Here is a 20,036-nt window from a genome sequence, read left to right as displayed (position 1 = left end):
AGTCCGTGGCTGAGAAGGCCGAGGAGCCTGAGGTCGTCAAGGCCGAGGAGTCCGCGGTCGCCGAGGCCGAGTCGCCTGTGGTTGCGGAGGCTGAGGAGCCCGCGGCTGAGAAGGCCGAGGAGCCTGAGGTCGTCAAGGCCGAGGAGTCCGCGGTCGTCGAGACCGAGGAACCCGTGGTCGCGGAGGCTGAGGAGTCCGAGGCCGTCGAGATCGAGGAGTCCGCGGCGGAGAAGGCTGAGGAGTCCGCGGACGCGAAGTCCGAGGAGTCCGCGGTTGTGAAGGCCGAGGAGCCTGAGGTCGTCAAGGCCGAGGAGTCCGCGGTCGCCGAGCCCGAGGAGTCCGCGGCGGAGAAGGCTGAGGAGCCGGCGGCTGCCGAGGTCAAGAAGCCCGCGGCGGCCAAGACCCGGAAGCCCGCGGCTGCCAGGACCAGGAAGCCCGCGGCGGCCAAGGCCAAGAAGCCCGCGGCTGCCAAGGTTGAGGAGCCCGAGGCCGGCAAGGACGACGAGGCCACGGTCACCAAGTGGAACGAGGCCGAGGCCGCGGACGTCGCGGAGGCGGCGGACAAGAACGCCGAAGAAGACGCGGAAGGCGTGGTGCGCAAGTGAACTCCCAGCGCTTGTTGCTGATCGGAGCGTGGCTGTGGGTGGGCCTCCCGCTCGCCTACGGCCTGTACCGGCTCTTCCTGAACGCGGCCAAGCTCTTCGTCTGATGTCGAACGCGCTCGTCAACTGGCGCAACTGGCGCCTGCCGGTGAAGCTCGCCGCGGTGTTGATCGTTCCGGTCGCCATCGCGGTGGGCTCCGGCGTTCTGCAGATCCAGTCCCACATGCAACGCGCCGAGACCTACGAGGCGCTGCAGCGGCTGGTGAAGGTCCGTGCCGCCCTGATCCCCGCGATCGAGGGGGTGCAGGCGGAACGGCGGATCCTGGCCGAGGGGTCGGGACCGCAGGCGCTCCAGGACCAGGTGCGGCGCACCGACGAGGCCAGAACGGCGTTGCGCCAGCAGGTCGCGAAGACCGCGCTGTCCGAGGTCGTGATGGCCAGGATGAACGACGTCGCTTCCCGGATCGGTGGTCTGCCCGCGTTGCGCGAGCAGACCACCGACGTGCCGGGGGCGATCAAGGAGTACACCTCGCTCACCGAGTCGATGCTCGACGTGGACGAGGTGCTCGCGAGCGAGTTCGGCGACCCCGCGCTGTCCCGCACGGCGATGGGCCTGCACCACGTGCTGCACGTGCAGGAACAGGTCCTCTACCAGCAGGCGGTCGTGCTGTCCGGGCTCACCCGCGGCCAGCTCGTCACCGCCGAGGTGCGGTCGCTCGTCGAGTCGAACGTCAAGCTCGGCTACATCGCGAGCGAGTTCGCCGCGCTCGCGACGCCGCAGCAGCTGAGCTCGTACTGGTCGTTCTTCAACGGCCCGGACATCGAGGCGCAGCGCAAGATGCTCGCCACCGCGGTCCTGCACCCGACCTCGGACGCGCCGGCCACCGGAACAGGCACCGCGAAGCCCAAGCCGTTGCCGATCGCGGCGTCCGACTGGAGCAGGGCCACCAACGCGGTCGCGACGTCGCTCGACGGGGTGGTGTCGGGGCTGCAGAACGACCTGGGCAGCACCGCGGAACGCCTGCGCGACGAGACCAGCGACCAGGCCGGCACGGCGTCCGCGATCCTGTTCGGCAGCCTGATCCTGGCCGGCACCATCGGGTTCGTCGTCGGCCGCTACCTGCTGCGTTCGCTCAACGCGCTGCGCCGTTCCGCGCTCGACGTGGCGTGGCACAAGCTTCCCGAGATGGTGGCGACCGGTCGCGGCAGCATCGAGATCGAGCCGGTGCCGGTGCACACGACCGAGGAGTTCGGCCAGGTGGCGCGCGCGTTCGACGCGGTGCACCAGCAGGCCGTGAAGTCGGTCATCGAGCAGGCCGGCATGCGCGCGAACATGCGCAACATCTTCGTGAACCTCTCGCGGCGCAGCCAGAGCCTCGTCGAACGCCAGCTCAAGCTGATGGAGGAGCTGGAGAAGTACGAGGAGGACCCGGACCAGCTCGCGAACCTCTTCAAGCTCGACCACCTCGCCACCCGCATGCGCCGCAACAACGAGAACCTGATGGTGCTCTCCGGCGGCGACGTGGCCCGGCGGTTCACCCGGCCGATCCCGCTGACCGACGTGCTGCGCGCGGCGGCCGCGGAGATCGAGCAGTACCAGCGGGTGATGGTGCACACGGCGCCGAACGCCGAAGTCGTCGGTTACGTGGCGAGCGACCTCGTCCGCCTGCTGGCCGAACTTCTTGACAACGCAACGGCTTTCTCCCCGCCGCACACCCAGGTCTCGATCAGCGCGTCGATCGAGGCGGGCGACATCGTGCAGATCGACGTGGTCGACCACGGCATCGGCATCGACCCCGAGGCGCTGGCGGCCGTGAACCACCGCCTGGAGGCCGCGGGCGAGGGCGTGGACGTCCAGGTCTTCCGCGAAATGGGACTTTTCGTCGTCGGCAGGCTGGCCGCACGCCACCAGATCGTGGTACGTCTCGATGCCCAACAGGGCAAGGGGACTCGCGCGATCGTGTTGGTTCCTGCTGAACTGGCACCACGACGCGAAGAGTCCTGGGAGTCTTTCCGGGGGGAAGCGATCGAGCAGCAGCCGTTGCGGCCGATGATGTCCGCCCCGGCGCCGGCACCCGCCCAGGAGTCGACGTCGTGGTTCGAGTCACCGGTTGCCGCTGGACCGCCTCCACCCGCACCGGCACGCCAGTCTCCTGAGTCGGCCCGAGGATTCCTCGACGCCTTCCAGCGCGGCGTGCAGCGAGGCCTTCCCGACCGGCAGGAGAGTCGATGAGCACGCAGGTGGACCAGTTCGGCTGGCTGGTCACCAACTTCGCCGAGCGCACCCCCGGCATCGAGCACGCGGTGGTGATCTCGGCAGACGGCTTGGTGTTGATCTCGTCGTCGAAACTGCCCGCGCACATCGCGCCGCAGTTCGCGGCGATCGTGGCCGGCGTGGTGTCGCTCGCGGAGTCGGCGTCGCACTGCTTCGCCGGTGACGCGGTCGTCCGCACAGTGGTGCAGATGGACCGCGGTGTGATGCTGCTGTCGTCGATCAGCGACGGCTCGGTGCTCGCGGTCCTGGCGGCGTCCTCCTCGGACGTCGCCCAGGTCGCCTACGAGATGACGGTGGTCGTGCGGCAGGTGGGCCAGCTGCTCACGCCGGAACTGCGGGCCGAGCTGGCATGAACAGAGAGCCGGAGGAGCAGGTCAGCTTCGGCGACCTGGTCAGCGGATTCAGCTTCGACAGCGCGCGGATCCGCAAGCGCGGCAAGAAGAAGGCCGCGCGTGCCGCCGACCCCGTGGCGGAACCGGACCCGTACGCGACGATGCCGTTCGACGTGCCGCCGCTGCCGTCCATCGAGTCGTCCGCGTCGATCGTGCGCGCCTACGCGTGGACCGGCGGCCGCACCACGTCCGACGTGCACCTGGAGATCGAGACGCTGGTCTCGGTGAACGAGTTCTCGGCGACCGCGGTGCGCCCGGAGCACCAGGACGTGCTGGCGTTGTGCCACTCGCCCCGGTCGGTGGCCGAGATCGCGGCGCTGCGAGGCCTGCCGTTGGGCGTCACCAAGGTGCTGCTCGGCGACATGGCCTCGCACGGCCTGATCGACGTCCACCGCACCGCGTCCTCGTACGGCGGCGACCGTCCCGACGGTGCGCTGCTGGAACGGGTGCTCGCCGGCCTGCGCCGCCTCTGATCCCGCACCGGCCTCCTCGGACCGCTGATACGGTCGAAAGCACCATCTGGGGAGGTTGGAGTGGAGTTTCAGGACGTTGTCCGGCGTCGGCGCATGGTTCGCAGGTTCACCGACGAGCCCGTCAGCGACGAGAGCATCCAGCGGATCATGCGCAACGCGGTGCGCGGCCCGTCCGCCGGGTTCTCGCAGGGCCAGGGCTTTCTCGTGCTGCAGGGCGAGTCGCTGAAGCGGCTCGCCGAGATGTTCGAGTGGTGGGGCGGTGAGGACGCCAAGACGGCGCCGGTCGTCGTCATCCCGTTCTCGGCCAAGGACGTCTACCTCGACCGGTACGCGCAGGCCGACAAGGGCTGGACGGACCGCGCGGAGGACCACTGGCCGGTGCCGTACTGGGACATCGACACCGGCATGGCCGCGTTGCTGATCCTGCAGACCGCGGTGGACGAGGGCCTCGGCGCGGTGTTCTTCGGGACCGACAAGGAGACGTGGCCGCAGCTGCGGGCGGCGTTCGGCGTGCCGGACAGCTACGTGCCGATCGGCATGATCGCGATCGGCCACCCCGCGGAGGAGGGCATCTCCGAAGGTGCGTCGCCGCGCACGCGCAAGCGCAAGGCGTTCGACGAGATGGTGCACTGGGGTCAGTGGCAGTGAGATCGTTCGGCCTGCTCGGACCGTTGGACGTGGTGCTCGACGGGCACCACGTCCACGTCCCGCCCGGCAAGCGGCGCGTGCTGCTGGCCGCCTTGTTGTTGCGGCCCGGCCAGGTGGTCGGGGTCGACGAGCTGGTCGAGCTGGTGGGAGGGTCGCGCGGCGCGCTGCAGACCGCGGTCGGCCGGCTGCGCGAGGACCTGGGCCGGCCCGAGCTCGTGCAGACCCGGCCGGGCGGGTACCTGCTGGACGTGCGGCCCGACGAGGTCGACCTGCACCGGTTCGACCGGCTGGAGCCGCGGGAGGCGCTGGCCCTGTGGCGCGGCCGCCCGTTCGCCGACATCGGCAGCGACGCGCTGGAACGCGACCACGTGCCCGCGTTGACCGAGAAGTACCTGACCGCCCTGGAAGCCAGGATCGAGCAGGACCTCCGCGACGGACGGCACGAGCAGCTCGTGCCCGAACTGCGCTCGCTCACCCGGCAGCACCCGGCCAGGGAACGCGTGTGGGCGCAGCTGATCGTCGCCCTGCACCGCTGCGACCGGCAGACCGAGGCGTTGCAGGCCTACGACGAGATCCGCGCGAGGCTCGCCGACGAGCTCGGCCTCGACCCGGGCAAGGACCTGCAGCAGGCCCACCAGCAGGTGCTCACGGCCGACAACCGCCCGAAGGCCCGCAACGACCTGCCCGGCGACATCCCCGACTTCGCCGGCCGCGCCGAGTACCTCGACGAGATCCTCGCCGCCGTCCCGTCCGGCTGCGTCGCGATCACCGCGATCGACGGCATGGCGGGCATCGGCAAGACCACGCTCGCGGTCCGCGCCGCGCACCGGCTGGCCGCGCGCTTCCCGGACGCGCAGCTGTTCGTGGACCTGCACTCCTACACCGAGGGCGTCGAGCCGCGCACCCCGTCGGACGCGCTGCTGGCCCTGCTGACCGCGCTCGGCGTGCCGGCGCACGACATCCCGGACGGCCTAGACGCCCGTGCCGCCCGGTGGCGCGCGGAAATGGCCCACCGCAAGGCACTCGTGGTGCTCGACAACGCGGGCAGCGCCGCCCAGGTCCGCCCGTTGCTGCCCGGCACCGGCCTGGTCCTGGTCACCAGCAGGCGCCGGCTCGTCGACCTCGACGCCGCCCACACGATCTCGCTCGACGTGCTGTCCGAAGTGGACGCCCTGAACCTGCTCGCGAGCATCGTCGGCGAGAAGGCGGAGCCCGACGAGTCCCGCGAGATCGTCCGGCTCTGCGGCTACCTGCCGCTCGCGGTCCGGATCGTCGGCGCCCGCTGGCGCACCAGACCCGCCTGGTCCGCGCAGGACGTGACGCGCCGCCTCACCGAGCACCGGCTGACCGAGCTGACCGCGGGCGAACGCAGCGTCGCCGGCGCGTTCGCCCTGTCGTACCAGCAACTCACGCCCGAGCAGCAGCGGCTGTTCCGGCGGCTCGGCCTGCACACCGGCGAGGACTGGGACGCCCACCTGGCGGCCGCGGTGATCGGCTCGACGCGGGCGGAGGCCGAGCGGCTGCTGGACGGCCTGCTCGACGTGCACCTGGTGCAGCAGAAGGAGAACGGCCGCTACCGGTTCCACGACCTGCTGGCCGACCACGCGAAAGCAGGCGTCGAGCCTGACGAGGCCGAGGAGACGGTGCTGCGCACCCTCGACTTCTACCTGCACACGGCGGGCACTGCGGCGTTCCTGATGGCGACGGACTGGCCGCGGACCCATCCGGCCGTGCGATACCCGCCGGTCGACCCGCCGCCGCTCGCGAACATCCGGCAGGCGATGGTGTGGATGGAGGCCGAGCGCCGCAACCTCAGGGCCGCCGTGTACCTGGCGGCCTATCGCGGCCACTACGCGCACGCATGGCAGCTGCCGCAACAAATGGCGCCCTTCCTGCTGTTGCGCGGCTACGGTCGTGAACGCATCGAGCTGCAGAACGTCGCGCTGGCCGCCACGTACCAGCTCGGCGATCTGAAGGCCCGCGCGGAAGCGTTGCGCGGTCTCGGCTCGGCGTACCTGTCCCGCCAGGACGCGAAGCCGGTCGAGCGCCTGCAGGAGTCGCTCGGCCTGATGCGCCAGATCGGCGACGTGCTCGGCGAGGCGTCGGTTCTCGCCCTGCTCGGCGTCATCGCGCGGGAAGGCAGGCGCTTCGCCAAGGCGCAGCGGTACTTCGAGCAGGTCGTCGAGCTCATCCGCGGGGTGGGGGCGCCGATCCAGGAGGCGTACGCACTGCACCACCTCGGCCTGACCTGTGCGCTCCAGGGGCAGAACGACGAAGCGCTGGAACACCTCACCGCGGCACTGAGGCTGGGAGAGGAGAACGGCGACGTCTCGCGGATCGCGCTGGCGTTGGAGGACATCGCTTTCGTCCACTTCTACCTGTACAACGACGCCGAATGCGCCAACCACCTGGAACGGTCGATACCCGTCTTCCAGGAACGCGGCGACTGGCGGGGCGAGATGTTCGCGCGGGCGGACTTCACCTACGCGGCGCTGGAGGCGGGACAGCCCGCCAAGGCGCTGGAGATGGCGCACGCGGCCGCGCGGTTGTGCCGGACCGGCCTGAGCCTGTCCGACGACGACGAGGTGCTCAGGGCCATGGAGGAGTTCGAGGACCACGTCGGCGCGCTCGAACTGGCGTTCGCCCTCGCCATGCGCGAGGAGCTCGAGGGCAGGCTGACCGAGGCCGTGCGGTACGGCGAGTGGTCCCTGCAGGCGATCGAACGGGCCAGGCGCAGCTGGATGGGAGACCGCGTGCTCGGCCGGCTGTGCCGGCTGCACGTGGCGCTCGGCGACCGCGAGACCGCCGTCCGCTACGGCGAGCAGGCGGTCGCGGCCGCGGAACGGCTGAGTCAGCCCAGGGCGGTGGCCGTGGCGAAGCGGATCCTGGCTACAGCCACAGCGCCAGGAGCACTGCCGTCGCAGCGACGATGATGATCAGCGCATAGGCCGCGTACTGAGCGAGCTTGTCCCTGGTCCTGTGCATTTCCGGCTCCCCTCGGTGGTGATGCCACCGAGGGTGTGGGAGAGCGTCCACACATCGCTCCCACGGCGCTCACACGCGTTCGTCGCAGGGAAGACGGGCTCCCACGCCGGTGATCCAGCCGGTGTTCTGTGTGAGACTGACTTCGGCTGACGGTTCTCCGGCAGAAGGGGGCGGTGTGCACGTCGACCTCTTCCCGCGCCCGCACCAGTTGCCGGCGGCCGTCGCGGACTTCGTGGGACGTGAGGAGCTCCTCCAGTCCGTCGTGGACCTGGTCACCCCGTTTCCGCAGGTCGTGCTGCTGACCGGACCGGTGGGCACGGGCAAGACGACGCTCGCCGTGCACGCCGCGCACCGGGTGGCCAACGGCCACTTCCCGGACGGTCAGCTGTTCGTGCGGCTGCGCGGAACGACACCGCACGAGGTGCTGGGCCGGTTCCTCGCCTCGCTCGGCCTGTCCGTTCCCGGGGATTTCGGCGCCCGGCTGAGCGCCTATCGAGACGCTGTTGCGCGCCAGTCACTTCTGGTGGTGCTGGACGACGCGACGAGCGTGGAGCAGGTGACACCGCTGCTGCCGCGCGCACCCGGCTGCGCGGTCCTGGTGACGTCGCGACACCGGTTGCGGCTGCCCCACGTGGTCAACGTCGGTGTGCTGGAGCGCGCGCAGGCGATGACGTTGCTGGCCGAGCAGATCGGCTTCGAGCGGGTGTCCGCCGAGGCGACGTCGGCCGATGCCCTGGTTTCGGCGGTGGACTGTTCGCCGCTGGCGTTGCGGATCGCCGGTGCCCGGCTGGCCGCGCGGCCGCACTGGCCGATCTCGCTCCTGCTCGACCGGCTGTCCCTGGACGCGTTGGCGCACGGCGGACTGTCCGTCCGGGCGCGGTTGGAGGAGACGGCGGGCGACCTGAGCCCGCACGCCCGCCGGCTGCTGGGACTGCTCGCCGGTCTGGGTGCACGCCGGTTGCCGTCGTGGGCGCCGGTGGCGGCTTTCGGGGACGTGCGCGGGCAGTCCGCTGTGGACGAACTGATGTCGGCGCACCTCGTTTCGGCCGACGGTGCGGAGTACGTCGTGCCGCCGCTGGTCGGCGAGTTCGCCGGGCAGGACTCGCCGGACGCGCTGCGGCGAGTGCTGGGCGGGTGGCTGCACCTGCTCGATCGCGCCCGGATCGCGTTGTACGGCGGCGATTTCACGGTCGTGCGGGGATCGTCGGTGCGCGAGGTGGTGCGGCCCGATCCGCTGCTGCGGTCCGATCCGCTGGCGTGGCTGGAGTCCTCCGCGGCGAGCCTGTGCGAGGCGGTGTCGCTCGCCGCCGAGGCGGGGTTCGACGAACTGAGCTGGGAGCTCGCGCAGGGCCTGGTGGTCCTCTTCGAGGCGCGCACGGACTACGACGGCTGGCAACGCACGCACGACGACGCCCTTGCCGCTTGTTCGGGCAATGCGCGAGGTACCGCTGTGCTGCGGTGTTCGCTCGCGTCGTTGCACATCAGCCAGTGCCGGTATGACATCGCGCGTGAGATGACCGTGCTCGCCAAGGACGTCTTCGAGCAACTCGACGATCTCGCCGGGCTCGGGCTCGCCTACCGCAACCTCGGGATCGTGTCGCGGGCGTCGGGGGAGATGGCCGCGGCGCGGCGGTGGCATCAGCGGGCACTGGCGGTGTACGAACGGCTGGACGATCCCGTCGGGCGGGCGTTCGTGCTGCAGAACCTGGCGCAGGTGGACCTCTACGACCACGACACCGCCGGGGCGCTGGACCGCCTCGGCGCCGCGCTGGAGGTGTGCCGGGGGATCGGTCCGGCACGGGTGCTGGCCCAGATCAACTACCGGCTGGGCAAGCTGCTGGCCGCGCAGGGACGGCACGACGAAGCCGCCGACGTGCTGACCGTCGCACTGGACCTGGTCCGCGGCGCGCGCGACCGCCGTGGTGAGAGCTTCGTGCTGTACCTGTTGGGGTGCAACGAGTTCGCGCGCGGTCGGCTCGGTTCCGCCCGCACGTCGCTGCACGGGTCGGTGACCATCTGCGAGGTGGGCTTCGACGTGGTGGGCGCCGCGCGGGCCCGGATGGAACTGTCCCGCGTGCACCGCGCGTGCGGTGAGAACCAACTCGCGGACGAGCTGGAAGCAGAAGCCGCTGCGGTTTACTCGGAATTCGGGCTGAAACCGGTGGCCGGCGATTTGATCTTCCAGCTGTGAGGTGGTCGTGAGCTATTGCTCCAACCGAGTGCTTGGCTGACCCGCAAGATTCCGTTAGGGTCGCATTCGCGAGCAATTGGCAGGGCTGATGACGTTACCGAAAATCGCCCAAATATTGATCAAAAATTAGCCACTTGTTCGATTGCAACCAAAACGCTGCTCCGACCGGGTGTCGCCTGCCACGGCAGGACCAGTCTCCGCTCACCCTGCGGGACGGTGTTGACCGGGACGTGTGCGTGCAGTGGTGCGAGGTCGGCCAAAAGGGGCTTGCGAGTCGTGCGAATCGGACCAGTCTTGTCTAATGGCATAGCCGGGATCCGGCCGGCGGACGGTGGCCTCGACCAGGGGGTGGAACGCACCATGGGTGGTGTCCCGACGTTTCCCCGCGGCAGGCCACTGACGTGGGCGGACCTGGAGGCGATGCCTGATGATGGGCACCGTTTCGAACTCGTCGACGGGGTGCTGGTCATGAGCCCCTCACCCCGTCCCGTGCACCAGCGGGTCGTCGCCCGGCTGCTGGTGGCGCTGACGGCTGTCTGCCCGCCGGAGCTGGAGGTCCTCCCCGCTCCGGTCGACGTGGTGCTCGCCGACGACACGGTCTTCATCCCGGACCTGGTGGTGGGCCGGCGCGAGCAGTTCACCAAGCAGGCGCTGATGGGACCGCCCGTGCTGGCGGTCGAGGTCCTCTCGCCCCGCACGCGGCACGTGGACCTGGAGCTCAAGCGGGCGAAGTTCCAGGAAGTCGGCTGCGAGAACTACTGGATGATCGACTACGACAGCCCGTGGCTGCGTTGCCTGCACCTCGTCAACGGGGTGTACGTGGAGCAGGCCCGGTCCGACGGCGAGGAGATCATCGAGCTGCAGTTCCCGTTCCCGGTGAAGCTCAGCGCCCAGGGGCTGGTGCGCTGAGCGCACCTTTCACATTCCGAACTTCGAACTCAGCCACGTGCGGGTTGCGTCGCGATAGGCGTCCGCGTTCCGGTGCAGGGCGAGGGAATGTCCCGCACCGGGCAGGACATAGGTTTCCAGTTGTGCTTCCGGCCGGTAGTACAACGCCTCCTGGGCGCGCAACGCATTCGCGTTCGAGCAGTCGCGCAGGGCCAGCACGCCGCAGAACAGGACGTCGTTCGTGCCGACCGCGTTGAACACGGGAACGTCGATGCCGTACGTGGTGGGCAGCACGATGCCGAACACCGCCACGGTGCCCATACCGGGCACGGAGATCTGGTCCTTCGTGGCCTCGTCCGCGTTCACGACGAGCTGGTCGGCGTCGTTCAGGTCGTAGAACAACCCGGCCCGCGCACCCGGCCGCGTGGTGAAGTACAGCGGGTCGCTGCCGAGGGTGCCGAGCAGGTTGTCCAGGAACACCGGCTGAAGTCCCAGTGCCGCACCAAGAGTGAGCACCGGGACGGCCGGCATGTGCGTCATCCCGGACAGGACCACGCCGTCGACGTCGTGGTAGGTCGCGGCCTCCATCGCCACGATGCCCGACCCGACGGAGTGCCCGACGATCACGACCTTCTCGTACGCGGTGCCGCCGACGTGCCCGGCGCGCAGGTGCTGCACGACCTCGTGCAGGTTCCGCGCCTCCAGCGAGATCAGCAGCGGCAGGCTCGACGGGTGCGTCGAGGCGCCCGTGCCGAGCCGGTCGACCGCGAACGTCGCCCGGCCCGAGCGGGCCATGTCCCGTTGGTACGAATAGGACTCCGGCGCACCCGGCAGGTCCCAGTACGAGCGGTTGTACGTGCCGCCGTGCACCAGCAGCTGGATCGACTTCTGGCTCGCGCCCGCCGGCTCGCACAGCTGACCGGACATCGTCGCGGTGCCGGTCGGTCCGGAGACCGGGAGCGTGGTGATCGTGCAGTCGACGCCGGTGGCGTTGGCGGCAGGCGCGAGCGACGTCATTGCCAGCACCGCGGCGAGAACGGGGAGCAGTTTCACGCTGATGGCTTTCTGCTAGTGGCGATCATCGGCAACCGGTTGGGCTGCATGGTCGCCTTCACCTGGGCGTGGACGCGTTGTCCCGCAACGGGGACGAGCTCCCACCGGGTCGCGATCGTCGCGGCCGCGATCGTGATCTCCGTGTGGGCGAGGAAATGTCCTGGGCAGTAGCGGGAACCCGCGCCGAACGGGATGAACGCGCCCTTCGGCAGCGCCGCAGCCCGTTCGGGTGCCCAGCGGTCGGGGTCGAAGCCGTCGGGATCGGGGAACCAGCGGGGATCGCGGTGCAGGGTGTGCTGCGAGACCGCGATCTCGGCGCCCTTGCGCACGAGCACGCCACCGATCTCGACGTCCTCGCGGGCCCGGCGCATCAGGATGATCGGCGGGGTGCGGCGCAGCACCTCGTTGATGATCCGGCCGGTGTACTCCAGCTTCGGCACGTCCTCGAACGTGGCGGGCCGACCGCCGAGCACGGCGTCGACCTCGGCGTGGAACCGCTCTCGCACCGACGGCCGCGTGCCGACCTCGTGGAAGAACCACGCCAGTGCCACGGCCGTGGTCTCCGCGCCGGTGGTGAGGATCGTGACGACCTCGTCGTGGATCTGCTCGTCGGTCATCGCCTCGCCCGTGTCCGCGTCACGGGCGGCGAGCAGTGCCGAGAGCAGGTCGCCGTGGTCGGTGCCTTCTTCCCTGGCCCCGACGACGACCTCGGGGATGATCCTGCGCAGCCGGGCGGCGGCCTCGTCGAACTCGCGGTTGGCCCTGATCGGCAGCTTCTCCACGAACGACGGCGAGAACGCGCGCACCAGCACGTGCCTGAGCATGATCGGGATGGAGCGCTTGATCTCGGCCAGCACCTCTTCGCCGAGGTCGGCGGAGAACAACGTGCGACCGGCCACGGTCATCACGAAGTCCTGCATCACCGCGTCGAAGTCGAGCCGCTGACCGTCGTGCCACGAGTCGCGCAGCTCGGTCGCGAGCGCGGTGATCACGCCCTCGGCGTAGGTCGCGACCCTGGTGCGGTTGAAGGCGGGCAGCATCATCCGGCGCTGCCGCTGGTTGAACGCGCCGTTCGAGGTGGCGAGCCCGTTGCCGAACAGCGGGCGCATCTTGTCGAACACGATGCCTTTGTCGAACTTGTCCGACGTGAGCAGCTGCGTCGCGAGTTCTGGTGTCGTCACCAGGTACACCGGTAGGGGACCGAGGAAAACCTTGACCACGTCACCCTTCGCGGACAACGACGCCAGGAACTCGACCGGTGACCTGAGCAGGGTGACGGTGTGTCCGGCGAGGGGCCATCGGCCCGGCACCGTCGTGACGCTCGGCATCACCATCACCCTCTCGTGCGACCCCGAACAACCTAGGGCCATCACGCCAGTGGAGGCGAGCAGATACACACGATCGGATGCTCATGCGTTCGGCCGATCTGGTGTACGCCACCAACGGCCTGGCGAGGCCGGGCCGCACAAGTACGCTCAACCCGTGAGCAGCGAACTCGGCTGGGTTCCGCCAGGCGTGGACACGACGGTGCCGTCACCGGCACGGGTGTACGACTACTGGCTCGGTGGTGGGCACAACTTCGCCCCCGACCGCGTGCTGGCGGAGAAGATCCTGCAGATCATGCCCGGCGTCCGCGACGCCGCCCGGTTGAACAGGTCGTTCCTGCGCAGGGCCGCGCTGCACATGGTCGGCCAGGGCGTGCGGCAGTTCCTCGACATCGGCTCCGGCATCCCGACGGTGGGCAACCTGCACGAGATCGTGCAGGCGGAGGCGCCCGACTGCAGGGTCGTCTACGTCGACAAGGACCCGGTGGCCGTCGCGCACAGCGAGCTGATCCTCGCGAACAACCCGAACACGGCCGTGCTGCAGGCCGATCTGCGCGACCTCGACGAGATCTTCGACGCGGACCCGACCCGCAAGCTGATCGACTTCGACCAGCCGGTCGGGCTGTTCATGTTGCTGTTGCTGCACTTCGTCCCGGACGAGTGGGAGCCGGCGGCGATCGTCGGGCAGTACCGCGACCGGCTGGTGCCCGGCAGCTTCCTCGCGCTGTCGCACGCGTCGGCGGAGGCGAAGCCGACCGGGATGGACGAGGCCGTCCAGACCTACAACACCAAGAGCTCGCAGAACCAGGCCTTCCCGCGCACGCACGACGAGGTGCTGCGGTTCTTCGACGGGTTCGACCTGGTGGAGCCGGGTCTCGTCGGCTGCCCGGCGTGGCGGCCGGACGGTGAGGGCGACTTCGCGGCGAACCCGGAGATCAACGAGGTCCCGTTCGCGGGGGTCGCTGTCAAACCCTGACCGCGGTTGGTCAGCGGACGGTCAGTGCCGGTCGGCACCTTGTGGGCAACACCGACTCACAGGGGGCAACACCATGAAGAACGTCCTGATCTCCGGCGCCAGCATCGGCGGCCCCGCGCTCGCGTACTGGCTGCGCCGCCACGGGTTCGGCGTCACCGTCGTCGAGCGGGCCCGCGGTCTGCGACCCGGCGGCCAGGCCATCGACGTGCGCGGCCCGGCGCTGGAGGTCGTCGAGCGGATGGGCCTCGGCGAGCAGCTGCGGTCGTTCGACACGAACATGCGCGGCATGACCATGCTCGACGCCGAGGGCAACGAGCTGTTCAGCTCCACCACGCACACCGTCAGCGGCGGCGACCTCTCCAGCCCCGACGTCGAGCTGCTGCGCGACGACCTCGCGAACATGCTGTTCAACGCCGCCGACGGCGTCGAGTACCTGTTCGACGACACCATCACCTCGATCGACGGCACCCGCGTCACGTTCGAGAGGGCGGCGCCGCGCGACTTCGACGTCATCGTCGGCGCGGACGGCCTGCACTCCAACGTCCGCCGGCTGGTCTTCGGGCCGGAGTCGGAGTTCATCAGCCACCTGGGCATGAACCTCGCCGTGTTCACCGCGCCGAACTGGCTCGGCCTCGACCACTGGCAGACGTTCCAGCAGGGCGAGGTCGTCGGCGGCGGCATCATGAGCGCCCGCTCCAACGCGGAATGCCGGGTCTACATGGGCTTCAACGGCGAGGCCACCTTCGACTACCGCGACGTCGACGCCCAGCGCCGGCTGATCGCCGAGAAGTTCGCCGACGCCGGCTGGGAGTGGCAGACCGCCCTGAAGCACATGTGGGAGGCGCCGGACTTCCACTTCGACTCGATGAGCCAGATCCGCATGGACTCCTGGTCGCGCGGCAACGTGGTGCTGCTCGGCGACGCGGGCTACTGCGGCTCACCGCTGTCCGGCCAGGGCACCAGCATGGCGTTGATCGGCGCGTACGTGCTGGCGGGCGAACTGCACGCCAACGCGGAGACGGCGTTCCAGCGCTACGAGGAGATCATGCGGCCGTACGTGACGGCCAACCAGGACTTCGCGTTGCGCAACAGCGCGAGCCAGGGCGCGTTGTCGGGCACGGAGGAGTTCTACCGCATCGTGAACGACTTCCAGCTCACAACGTACTGAACAGGTCGTCGATCGCGGCGGTCAGCTTCTCGGCCGGCAGCTCGACGCCGGTGAAGCGGCAGACCGCCGTGATCCCCTTCGCGTCCTTGTGGCGGAAGTCGCCGAAGTCCAGCCCGTCGAGCGCGGCGGCGACCTCAGGGTCGTCGCCGAAATCGGTTTCTCCCCAGGGTTCCTCCGCCGAGACGAGCTTTCCGTCGCGGGCGAACGACAGTCGTGTCAGCGCGTTGACGTTCCAGAAGTAGCTGGCCGCCTTCCCGTTGCGGGACAAGCGTTCCAGCACCTCCCGGTCGGTGCCGACGAAGTTGTTGAGCTCCACCACGACGACTCCGCCGTCGATCTCCACGGCGACGGAGTCCTCCTCGAAGTCGTCCACGTCGAGACCGGTGGCGACGGTGACGGTCGCGGCCGCGCCGAGGAGCTTCGACAGCCACCGCACCCCGGCCTCCGGCGCGATCACGACCTCGGGTTCCGGCTCGCCGCGCAGCCGATGCCCGACGCGGTCCGTCTTCTTGAGCACCAGCGGTTCCGCGTGAGGCGCAGGCCAGATCAGCAACTCGTAGCTCTCGTCGTCGTCCCCGTCGCGGCCGCGCGCGTGCACCCGGACGCGGAACTCGCCCGGCCACGGTGGCAGCGCGCCCCGGCCGAGTCTCGCGTCGCCTTTCACGGCCGTGAAGCTCACCTCGGCCACTTCGTCCCAGTGCCTGGTCTCACCCTCAGCAGGGACGTCGAGCGCCACTCGAACGAACACCGGCACGGTGCCTTCCGCGATTCCGGTGCGCACGGCGAATCCCGTGTCGATCGCGGCGGCCAGACCTGTGGCCGTGAAGTCGGCCTTCGTGAGGCTCGGCTCTTCGGCGACCACGAACTCGTGGTCGAACACCGGGACGTCCGCCCGCCAGTACGAGCCCTTGTACTCGGCCCGGCGCTTCGCCAGCAGCGCGTGTTCGTACGCGGGAGGCTTCGGGATCGCCGGCAGCAGTAGCGCGGTGACCCCGATCGCGATGCCGATGATCGCCGCCGGCGCGGTCGCGACCGGGGTGCCGATCGCGCGCAGCACCGCCGCCGACACCACTACCGCCAGCGCGAGGTGAGCCGCGCCGTGCTTGGCGGCGATCGCGGCTTCGTCGCCGCTCACTTCGCTGAGATCGAGCAGGTTCAGCGCCGACCGCACCTGCTCGGTGACCAGCTCGATCGCGCCGGGATGCACCGCCGCCACCATCGCCACCGGTGTCCTGAGCGCGCTCTGGCGTCCGGCGGACACGAGCGCGAACCTGCTGCCGTCCGGCGGTGGGCGCAGGCCTGCGACGGTGTCCGCGGGTGCGGCCGGCTTCAGGTTCGCGACGCCCAGCTCCAGTGCACCGAGCAGCCGTTCCGCGGTCAGTGCCGGGAAGGCGTCGAGCGCGCGCTGTGCGGGTGCACCGTGCTCGGGGCGGTGGCCGCGTTGGTGCGGTTCGCAGCGGCCGAGTTCCGCCGCCGGTTCCGCCGGGATGAGCGCCTCGATCTCCGGCACGGCTCGCAGGATCAGCTCTTCGAATTCCCCCACAGCGCGATTGTGCCGTGTGATTGTCCGGTCCACAGGCATTTGACTGAACGGCACTGACCTGGGTACCCGTCGCTCATGACGGATCCGGAAGAGGCTGAGGAGTTCGCCGAAGAGGTGGGCGTCGATCCCACGCCGCAGGAGGTCGACGAGTACCGCGACATGACGCAGCCCGGTGAGTGGCGCGCCGACGAGAAGATGGATCCGGGCGGCGCGCCCGCCCCTGAGGACGGGGAGGACCCGACCGGCGGTTCCGGCGCGTGATGCGTGCCCTGATCACGAACGACGACGGAATCGACTCGCCCGGCCTCGTCACCCTGGCCGCCGCGGCCGTCGACTGCGGCCTCGACGTGGTCGTCGCGGCACCGGCAGCGGAGGCCAGCGGCACGAGCGCGTCGGTGGCCGCGGTCAGCGAGACCGGCCGGGTGGTCAGCGAGCGCCGTGCGTTGCCCGGCCTCGACGCCGAGGCGTACGCGGTCGCGGCCCATCCGGGCCTGATCGCGCTGATCGCGTGCCGCGGCGGGTTCGGCGGCAAGCCGGACGTGGTCCTGTCCGGCGTGAACCTGGGTTCGAACGTGGGCCGCGCGATCGTGCACTCCGGCACCGTCGGGGCGGCGCTGACCGGCCACCTGAACGACGTCACGGCCATGGCGGTCTCGCTCGACGTCGGATTGGACGGGGCCGAACCGTTGTGGGACAAGGCAGGCGAGGCGGTACGTGCGGTCCTGCCGGTGCTGCTCGACCTGCCGGCGGCCTCGGTGCTCTCCCTGAACGTGCCGAACATCGTTGACGTGCAAGGACTTCGCTGGGCCGAGCTGGCCCGCTTCGGTGCCGTGCAGAGCCGGGTGGAGGAGGTCGGCGAGAACGAGGTCGAGCTCGTCACGGTGTACTCGGAGGACACTCCGGCCCCCGGCACGGACGCAGCGCTGCTGGCCTCCGGCTACGCCACGCTGACGGCGTTGCGCTCGGTGGCCCGCGACCCTAGCGCCGAGCGCCCTTTGCCGGCCTGGCCACGGTGATGACGAGCCCGATCAGTGCCGTGCGGACTTCCAGGAAGCTTTCGGTCGTCACGTCGTTGAGCGACAAAGCCAACATTCCGAACGAAAGCATCAACAGCACGCCGTACATGCGCGCGAGGTCGTGCCGCCACGCGCAGGCCACGCCCAGCGCCCCGACCCCGAGCTGGATGACGTGGTAGTTCGGGTCCAGGCCGAACACGTCGAACCAGCCGAACGCGAGCTGCAACAACCCCGCGGTGAGAGTGAGGATCTGCGGCCTCGTGAACTCCAGTTCGTTGCTCAGCAAGGCCATGGGACCGTCCTACCTCTCAGATCGCCGCCAGACCGCGTCGTACTGCGCTTGTCGTTCGCGGTCCTGCGCGGCGTTTCGCTCCCGGCGGCCCGAGGTCGCCGATCCTCGCGGGTACCCGTACTTGGTGAGCCGGTAATCCACGCTTTCCGGTGCGTAGGACAACGCGAAGTACAGTCCTACAACGAAACCGAGCCCACCGCACGCGATTGCGAGAGGCCACGGCGAGCCGAGCCCGAACACCAGGGCGAGCGCGATGACCGTGACCAGCGGCGTGACCTGCACGAGGCTGCGGATCGTGAACCGCACCAGCCACTTCGGACCGGTCACGTCGTCGTAGACGAACTCGCGGTACTTCTGGGGTACGCGGCCACCCGCGTAGTACCAGAGCTTCAGCGCGGGGTTCATCGCGTGGCCTTGGCGATCACCTTGTGCAGCACGTCGTTCAGCTGCGCGAGTTCCTCGAACGTCATGTCCAGCTGCTCCACGACCTTGAAGGGGATCTTGAGCGCTTCGGTCCTCAGCTCCCGGCCGGCCTCGGTCAGGGTGAGGGCGAGCGCGCGTTCGTCGGCCTTGTCCCGTTGCCGTTCGAGGTAGCCGATGGCCTCCAGCCGCTTCAGCAACGGGCTGAGCGTGCCGGGGTCGAGCTGCAGGACGTTGCTCAGGTCCTTGACCGTGCGCGGCGACCGCTCCCACAGCGCCAGCATCACCAGGTACTGGGGATGCGTGAGGTTCAACGGCTCCAGGATCGGGCGGTACACCGCGATCACCGTGCGGGAGGCCACGGCGAGCGCGAAGCAGACCTGGCGCTCCAGCTCAAGCGGGTTCTCGGGGATACTTGGTGTACTAATCATTTGTGCACACAGTATCACGCCTTGCCGGGGTTGAAGAGGTGCAGCGGGTCGAGCGCGTGCTTGACGGCCTGCTGCACGGCGCAGACGTCCGGACCGAGCTCGCGGATCATGCCGTCGCGCTTGAGCAGACCGACGCCGTGCTCGCCAGTGACGGTTCCGCCCAGGTCGAGGGCATGATCGATGATCTCCGCGAACGCGGCCTGCGCCGCGATGCGCGCGTTGTCGTCGCCGGGCGGGGTGATCAGCAACGGGTGCAGGTTGCCGTCGCCGGCGTGCGCGATGGTGGCGATCCGCACACCGTGCCGCGCGCCGATCTCCTCGATGCGGGCCAGCATCACCGGCACCCGTGAGCGCGGCACGCACACGTCCTCGGTGAGCAGCGGCCCCAGCCGTTCGAGGGCGGGATAGGTGAGGCGCCGGGCGGCGAAGAGCGCCTCGGCCTCGACCGGGTCGGTGGACCGTTCGGCCCACACCGCGCCGGCGTCCTCGAACGCCCTGGCGAGCCCGTCGGCGTCGTCGTCCGTTTCGGCGCGGGCCAGCAGCATCGCGTCGGTGTCCGGCTCGATGCCGAGGTGCTTCCAGTCCTCCACGGCTTCGAGGCAGGCCCGGTCGATCAACTCCAGCGCGGCGGGCTGCAGTCCTCGGCGAGTGCACAACGCGACGGCTTGCCCGGCCGTGACCAGGTCGTCGAACGCGCCGACCACCGTGCGCTGGGGTTTCGGCGCCGGACGCAGGCGGAGCGTGATCTCGGTGACGACGCCGAGCGTGCCCTCCGAACCGACGAGCAGGCCGGTCAGGTCGTACCCGGCCACGCCCTTGGTGGTGCGCCTGCCGAGCCTGACCGCGGTGCCGTACTCGACCGGGCCGCCCAGCACGGCTTCGAGCCCGAGCACGTAGTCGCGCGTGACGCCGTACTTCAGGCAGCACAGGCCGCCCGCGTTGGTGGCGACGTTGCCGCCGATCGTCGACCACGGCGAGCTGGCCGGGTCCGGCGGATACCAGAGCCCGTGCTCCGCCACGGCCTTCTTGAGGTCGTCGTTCACCACGCCCGGCTGCACGACCGCGACGAGGTTCTCGGTGTCGATCTCGACGACCCGGTTCATCCGGCCGAGGTCGAGCACCAGGCAACCGTCGGTCGCGTTGGCCCCGCCGGACAGCCCTGTGCCGGCACCTCGCGGCACGATGGGCACGTTGTGCGCGGCGCACTCGCGGACGGCCCGCTGAACGTCCTCTGTGGACAGCGGACGGTACGCGGCCAGCGGGGTGCCTGCGGGCGCCCACTCGGCTTCGTCGTGACTGAGGCCGGCGAGCGCGGCGGGATCGGTGATCAGCCCTGGAAGGTCCACGTGCCTCAACGT

Annotated in this window: 19 protein-coding genes; 12 read left to right on the top strand and 7 right to left on the bottom strand. The window is 69.9% G+C overall.

From position 1 onward, the window contains the following. The first annotated feature begins 601 nt into the window (after window positions 1–601). The 8 genes from ACWEIJ_RS33900 to ACWEIJ_RS33865 all read left to right on the top strand — a co-directional run bounded on the left by ACWEIJ_RS33900 (window position 602) and on the right by ACWEIJ_RS33865 (window position 10,475). Entirely contained in the window at window positions 602–709 is a 108-nt protein-coding gene (locus ACWEIJ_RS33900; RefSeq protein ID WP_425435607.1) for an MFS transporter small subunit, read from the top strand. Continuing rightward, the gene (locus tag ACWEIJ_RS33895) at window positions 709–2,835 is read left to right on the top strand and encodes a sensor histidine kinase (RefSeq protein WP_449841314.1); all 2,127 of its coding nucleotides are present in this window, start codon (window positions 709–711) and stop codon (window positions 2,833–2,835) included. Before ACWEIJ_RS33900 ends, ACWEIJ_RS33895 begins: the two co-directional genes overlap by 1 nt. Then, window positions 2,832–3,230 (top strand): roadblock/LC7 domain-containing protein, encoded by a 399-nt coding sequence (locus ACWEIJ_RS33890; RefSeq protein ID WP_449841313.1) that lies wholly within the window; start codon window positions 2,832–2,834, stop codon window positions 3,228–3,230. The genes ACWEIJ_RS33895 and ACWEIJ_RS33890 overlap by 4 nt, the downstream gene beginning before the upstream one ends. Next, window positions 3,227–3,742, top strand: coding sequence for a DUF742 domain-containing protein (locus ACWEIJ_RS33885; RefSeq protein WP_449841312.1), 516 nt, complete (start codon window positions 3,227–3,229; stop codon window positions 3,740–3,742). Before ACWEIJ_RS33890 ends, ACWEIJ_RS33885 begins: the two co-directional genes overlap by 4 nt. A gap of 60 nt (window positions 3,743–3,802) precedes the next feature. Beyond that, a complete protein-coding gene (locus ACWEIJ_RS33880; RefSeq protein WP_449841311.1) occupies window positions 3,803–4,390 on the top strand; it encodes a nitroreductase family protein in 588 nt (195 codons plus the stop codon). Beyond that, on the top strand, window positions 4,381–7,323 hold the full coding sequence (locus ACWEIJ_RS33875; protein ID WP_449841310.1) for a BTAD domain-containing putative transcriptional regulator: 2,943 nt from the start codon (window positions 4,381–4,383) through the stop codon (window positions 7,321–7,323). The genes ACWEIJ_RS33880 and ACWEIJ_RS33875 overlap by 10 nt, the downstream gene beginning before the upstream one ends. 227 nt (window positions 7,324–7,550) lie before the next feature. After that, complete coding sequence (locus ACWEIJ_RS33870) at window positions 7,551–9,566, top strand: tetratricopeptide repeat protein (protein ID WP_449841309.1); 2,016 nt, start codon at window positions 7,551–7,553, stop codon at window positions 9,564–9,566. A 360-nt stretch (window positions 9,567–9,926) separates the two neighbouring features. Next, window positions 9,927–10,475 (top strand): Uma2 family endonuclease, encoded by a 549-nt coding sequence (locus tag ACWEIJ_RS33865; protein ID WP_449841402.1) that lies wholly within the window; start codon window positions 9,927–9,929, stop codon window positions 10,473–10,475. Window positions 10,476–10,484: 9 nt separating this feature from the next. Here ACWEIJ_RS33865 and ACWEIJ_RS33860 read toward each other — a convergent pair whose 3' ends face one another. Both ACWEIJ_RS33860 and ACWEIJ_RS33855 read right to left on the bottom strand, forming a co-directional pair. After that, window positions 10,485–11,471, bottom strand: coding sequence for an alpha/beta hydrolase (locus tag ACWEIJ_RS33860; protein WP_449841401.1), 987 nt, complete (start codon window positions 11,469–11,471; stop codon window positions 10,485–10,487). Between the two features lie 32 nt (window positions 11,472–11,503). After that, window positions 11,504–12,835, bottom strand: coding sequence for a cytochrome P450 (locus tag ACWEIJ_RS33855; RefSeq protein WP_449841308.1), 1,332 nt, complete (start codon window positions 12,833–12,835; stop codon window positions 11,504–11,506). Window positions 12,836–12,989: 154 nt separating this feature from the next. On the opposite strand from ACWEIJ_RS33855, the gene ACWEIJ_RS33850 reads away from it, so the two are divergent. Together ACWEIJ_RS33850 and ACWEIJ_RS33845 are read left to right on the top strand one after the other, a co-directional pair. Continuing rightward, complete coding sequence (locus tag ACWEIJ_RS33850) at window positions 12,990–13,808, top strand: SAM-dependent methyltransferase (protein ID WP_449841307.1); 819 nt, start codon at window positions 12,990–12,992, stop codon at window positions 13,806–13,808. Between the two features lie 73 nt (window positions 13,809–13,881). Beyond that, the gene (locus ACWEIJ_RS33845) at window positions 13,882–14,976 is read left to right on the top strand and encodes an FAD-dependent monooxygenase (protein ID WP_449841306.1); all 1,095 of its coding nucleotides are present in this window, start codon (window positions 13,882–13,884) and stop codon (window positions 14,974–14,976) included. Here the strand turns inward: ACWEIJ_RS33845 and ACWEIJ_RS33840 are convergent. Continuing rightward, complete coding sequence (locus ACWEIJ_RS33840; RefSeq protein ID WP_449841305.1) at window positions 14,963–16,519, bottom strand: DUF6461 domain-containing protein; 1,557 nt, start codon at window positions 16,517–16,519, stop codon at window positions 14,963–14,965. The genes ACWEIJ_RS33845 and ACWEIJ_RS33840 overlap by 14 nt on opposite strands. A gap of 75 nt (window positions 16,520–16,594) precedes the next feature. Here ACWEIJ_RS33840 and ACWEIJ_RS33835 point away from each other — a divergent pair, with 75 nt between their 5' ends. Together ACWEIJ_RS33835 and surE are read left to right on the top strand one after the other, a co-directional pair. Then, the gene (locus ACWEIJ_RS33835) at window positions 16,595–16,780 is read left to right on the top strand and encodes a hypothetical protein (protein WP_449841304.1); all 186 of its coding nucleotides are present in this window, start codon (window positions 16,595–16,597) and stop codon (window positions 16,778–16,780) included. Continuing rightward, a complete protein-coding gene (gene surE, locus ACWEIJ_RS33830; protein ID WP_449841400.1) occupies window positions 16,780–17,535 on the top strand; it encodes a 5'/3'-nucleotidase SurE in 756 nt (251 codons plus the stop codon). The genes ACWEIJ_RS33835 and surE overlap by 1 nt, the downstream gene beginning before the upstream one ends. Here the strand turns inward: surE and ACWEIJ_RS33825 are convergent. Genes ACWEIJ_RS33825 through ACWEIJ_RS33810 form a run of 4 tightly spaced genes read right to left on the bottom strand, consistent with a single transcriptional unit; the run spans window position 17,498 to window position 20,024 of the window. Further along, window positions 17,498–17,827, bottom strand: coding sequence for a hypothetical protein (locus ACWEIJ_RS33825; RefSeq protein ID WP_449841303.1), 330 nt, complete (start codon window positions 17,825–17,827; stop codon window positions 17,498–17,500). The genes surE and ACWEIJ_RS33825 overlap by 38 nt on opposite strands. Window positions 17,828–17,836: 9 nt before the next feature. Continuing rightward, the gene (locus tag ACWEIJ_RS33820) at window positions 17,837–18,232 is read right to left on the bottom strand and encodes a DUF5313 family protein (protein WP_449841302.1); all 396 of its coding nucleotides are present in this window, start codon (window positions 18,230–18,232) and stop codon (window positions 17,837–17,839) included. Beyond that, entirely contained in the window at window positions 18,229–18,678 is a 450-nt protein-coding gene (locus ACWEIJ_RS33815; RefSeq protein WP_449841301.1) for a MarR family winged helix-turn-helix transcriptional regulator, read from the bottom strand. The genes ACWEIJ_RS33820 and ACWEIJ_RS33815 overlap by 4 nt, the downstream gene beginning before the upstream one ends. Before the next feature lie 14 nt (window positions 18,679–18,692). Next, window positions 18,693–20,024 (bottom strand): FAD-binding oxidoreductase, encoded by a 1,332-nt coding sequence (locus ACWEIJ_RS33810; protein WP_449841300.1) that lies wholly within the window; start codon window positions 20,022–20,024, stop codon window positions 18,693–18,695. Window positions 20,025–20,036 lie beyond the last annotated feature (12 nt).

Source organism: Lentzea sp. NPDC004789 (genome assembly GCF_053601075.1).
This window is presented reverse-complemented; position numbering and strand designations above follow the sequence as displayed.

What these genes read in the sequence shown, in the direction of transcription:
- surE (WP_449841400.1), top strand. Translation starts at nt 16,780, where the DNA reads ATGCGTGCCCTGATCACGAACGACGACGGAATCGACTCGCCCGGCCTC.
- ACWEIJ_RS33895 (WP_449841314.1), top strand. Translation starts at nt 709, where the DNA reads ATGTCGAACGCGCTCGTCAACTGGCGCAACTGGCGCCTGCCGGTGAAG.
- ACWEIJ_RS33890 (WP_449841313.1), top strand. Translation starts at nt 2,832, where the DNA reads ATGAGCACGCAGGTGGACCAGTTCGGCTGGCTGGTCACCAACTTCGCC.
- ACWEIJ_RS33855 (WP_449841308.1), bottom strand. Translation starts at nt 12,835, where the DNA reads ATGCCGAGCGTCACGACGGTGCCGGGCCGATGGCCCCTCGCCGGACAC.
- ACWEIJ_RS33820 (WP_449841302.1), bottom strand. Translation starts at nt 18,232, where the DNA reads ATGAACCCCGCGCTGAAGCTCTGGTACTACGCGGGTGGCCGCGTACCC.
- ACWEIJ_RS33825 (WP_449841303.1), bottom strand. Translation starts at nt 17,827, where the DNA reads ATGGCCTTGCTGAGCAACGAACTGGAGTTCACGAGGCCGCAGATCCTC.
- ACWEIJ_RS33865 (WP_449841402.1), top strand. Translation starts at nt 9,927, where the DNA reads ATGGGTGGTGTCCCGACGTTTCCCCGCGGCAGGCCACTGACGTGGGCG.
- ACWEIJ_RS33860 (WP_449841401.1), bottom strand. Translation starts at nt 11,471, where the DNA reads ATGACGTCGCTCGCGCCTGCCGCCAACGCCACCGGCGTCGACTGCACG.
- ACWEIJ_RS33835 (WP_449841304.1), top strand. Translation starts at nt 16,595, where the DNA reads ATGACGGATCCGGAAGAGGCTGAGGAGTTCGCCGAAGAGGTGGGCGTC.
- ACWEIJ_RS33885 (WP_449841312.1), top strand. Translation starts at nt 3,227, where the DNA reads ATGAACAGAGAGCCGGAGGAGCAGGTCAGCTTCGGCGACCTGGTCAGC.
- ACWEIJ_RS33815 (WP_449841301.1), bottom strand. Translation starts at nt 18,678, where the DNA reads ATGATTAGTACACCAAGTATCCCCGAGAACCCGCTTGAGCTGGAGCGC.
- ACWEIJ_RS33845 (WP_449841306.1), top strand. Translation starts at nt 13,882, where the DNA reads ATGAAGAACGTCCTGATCTCCGGCGCCAGCATCGGCGGCCCCGCGCTC.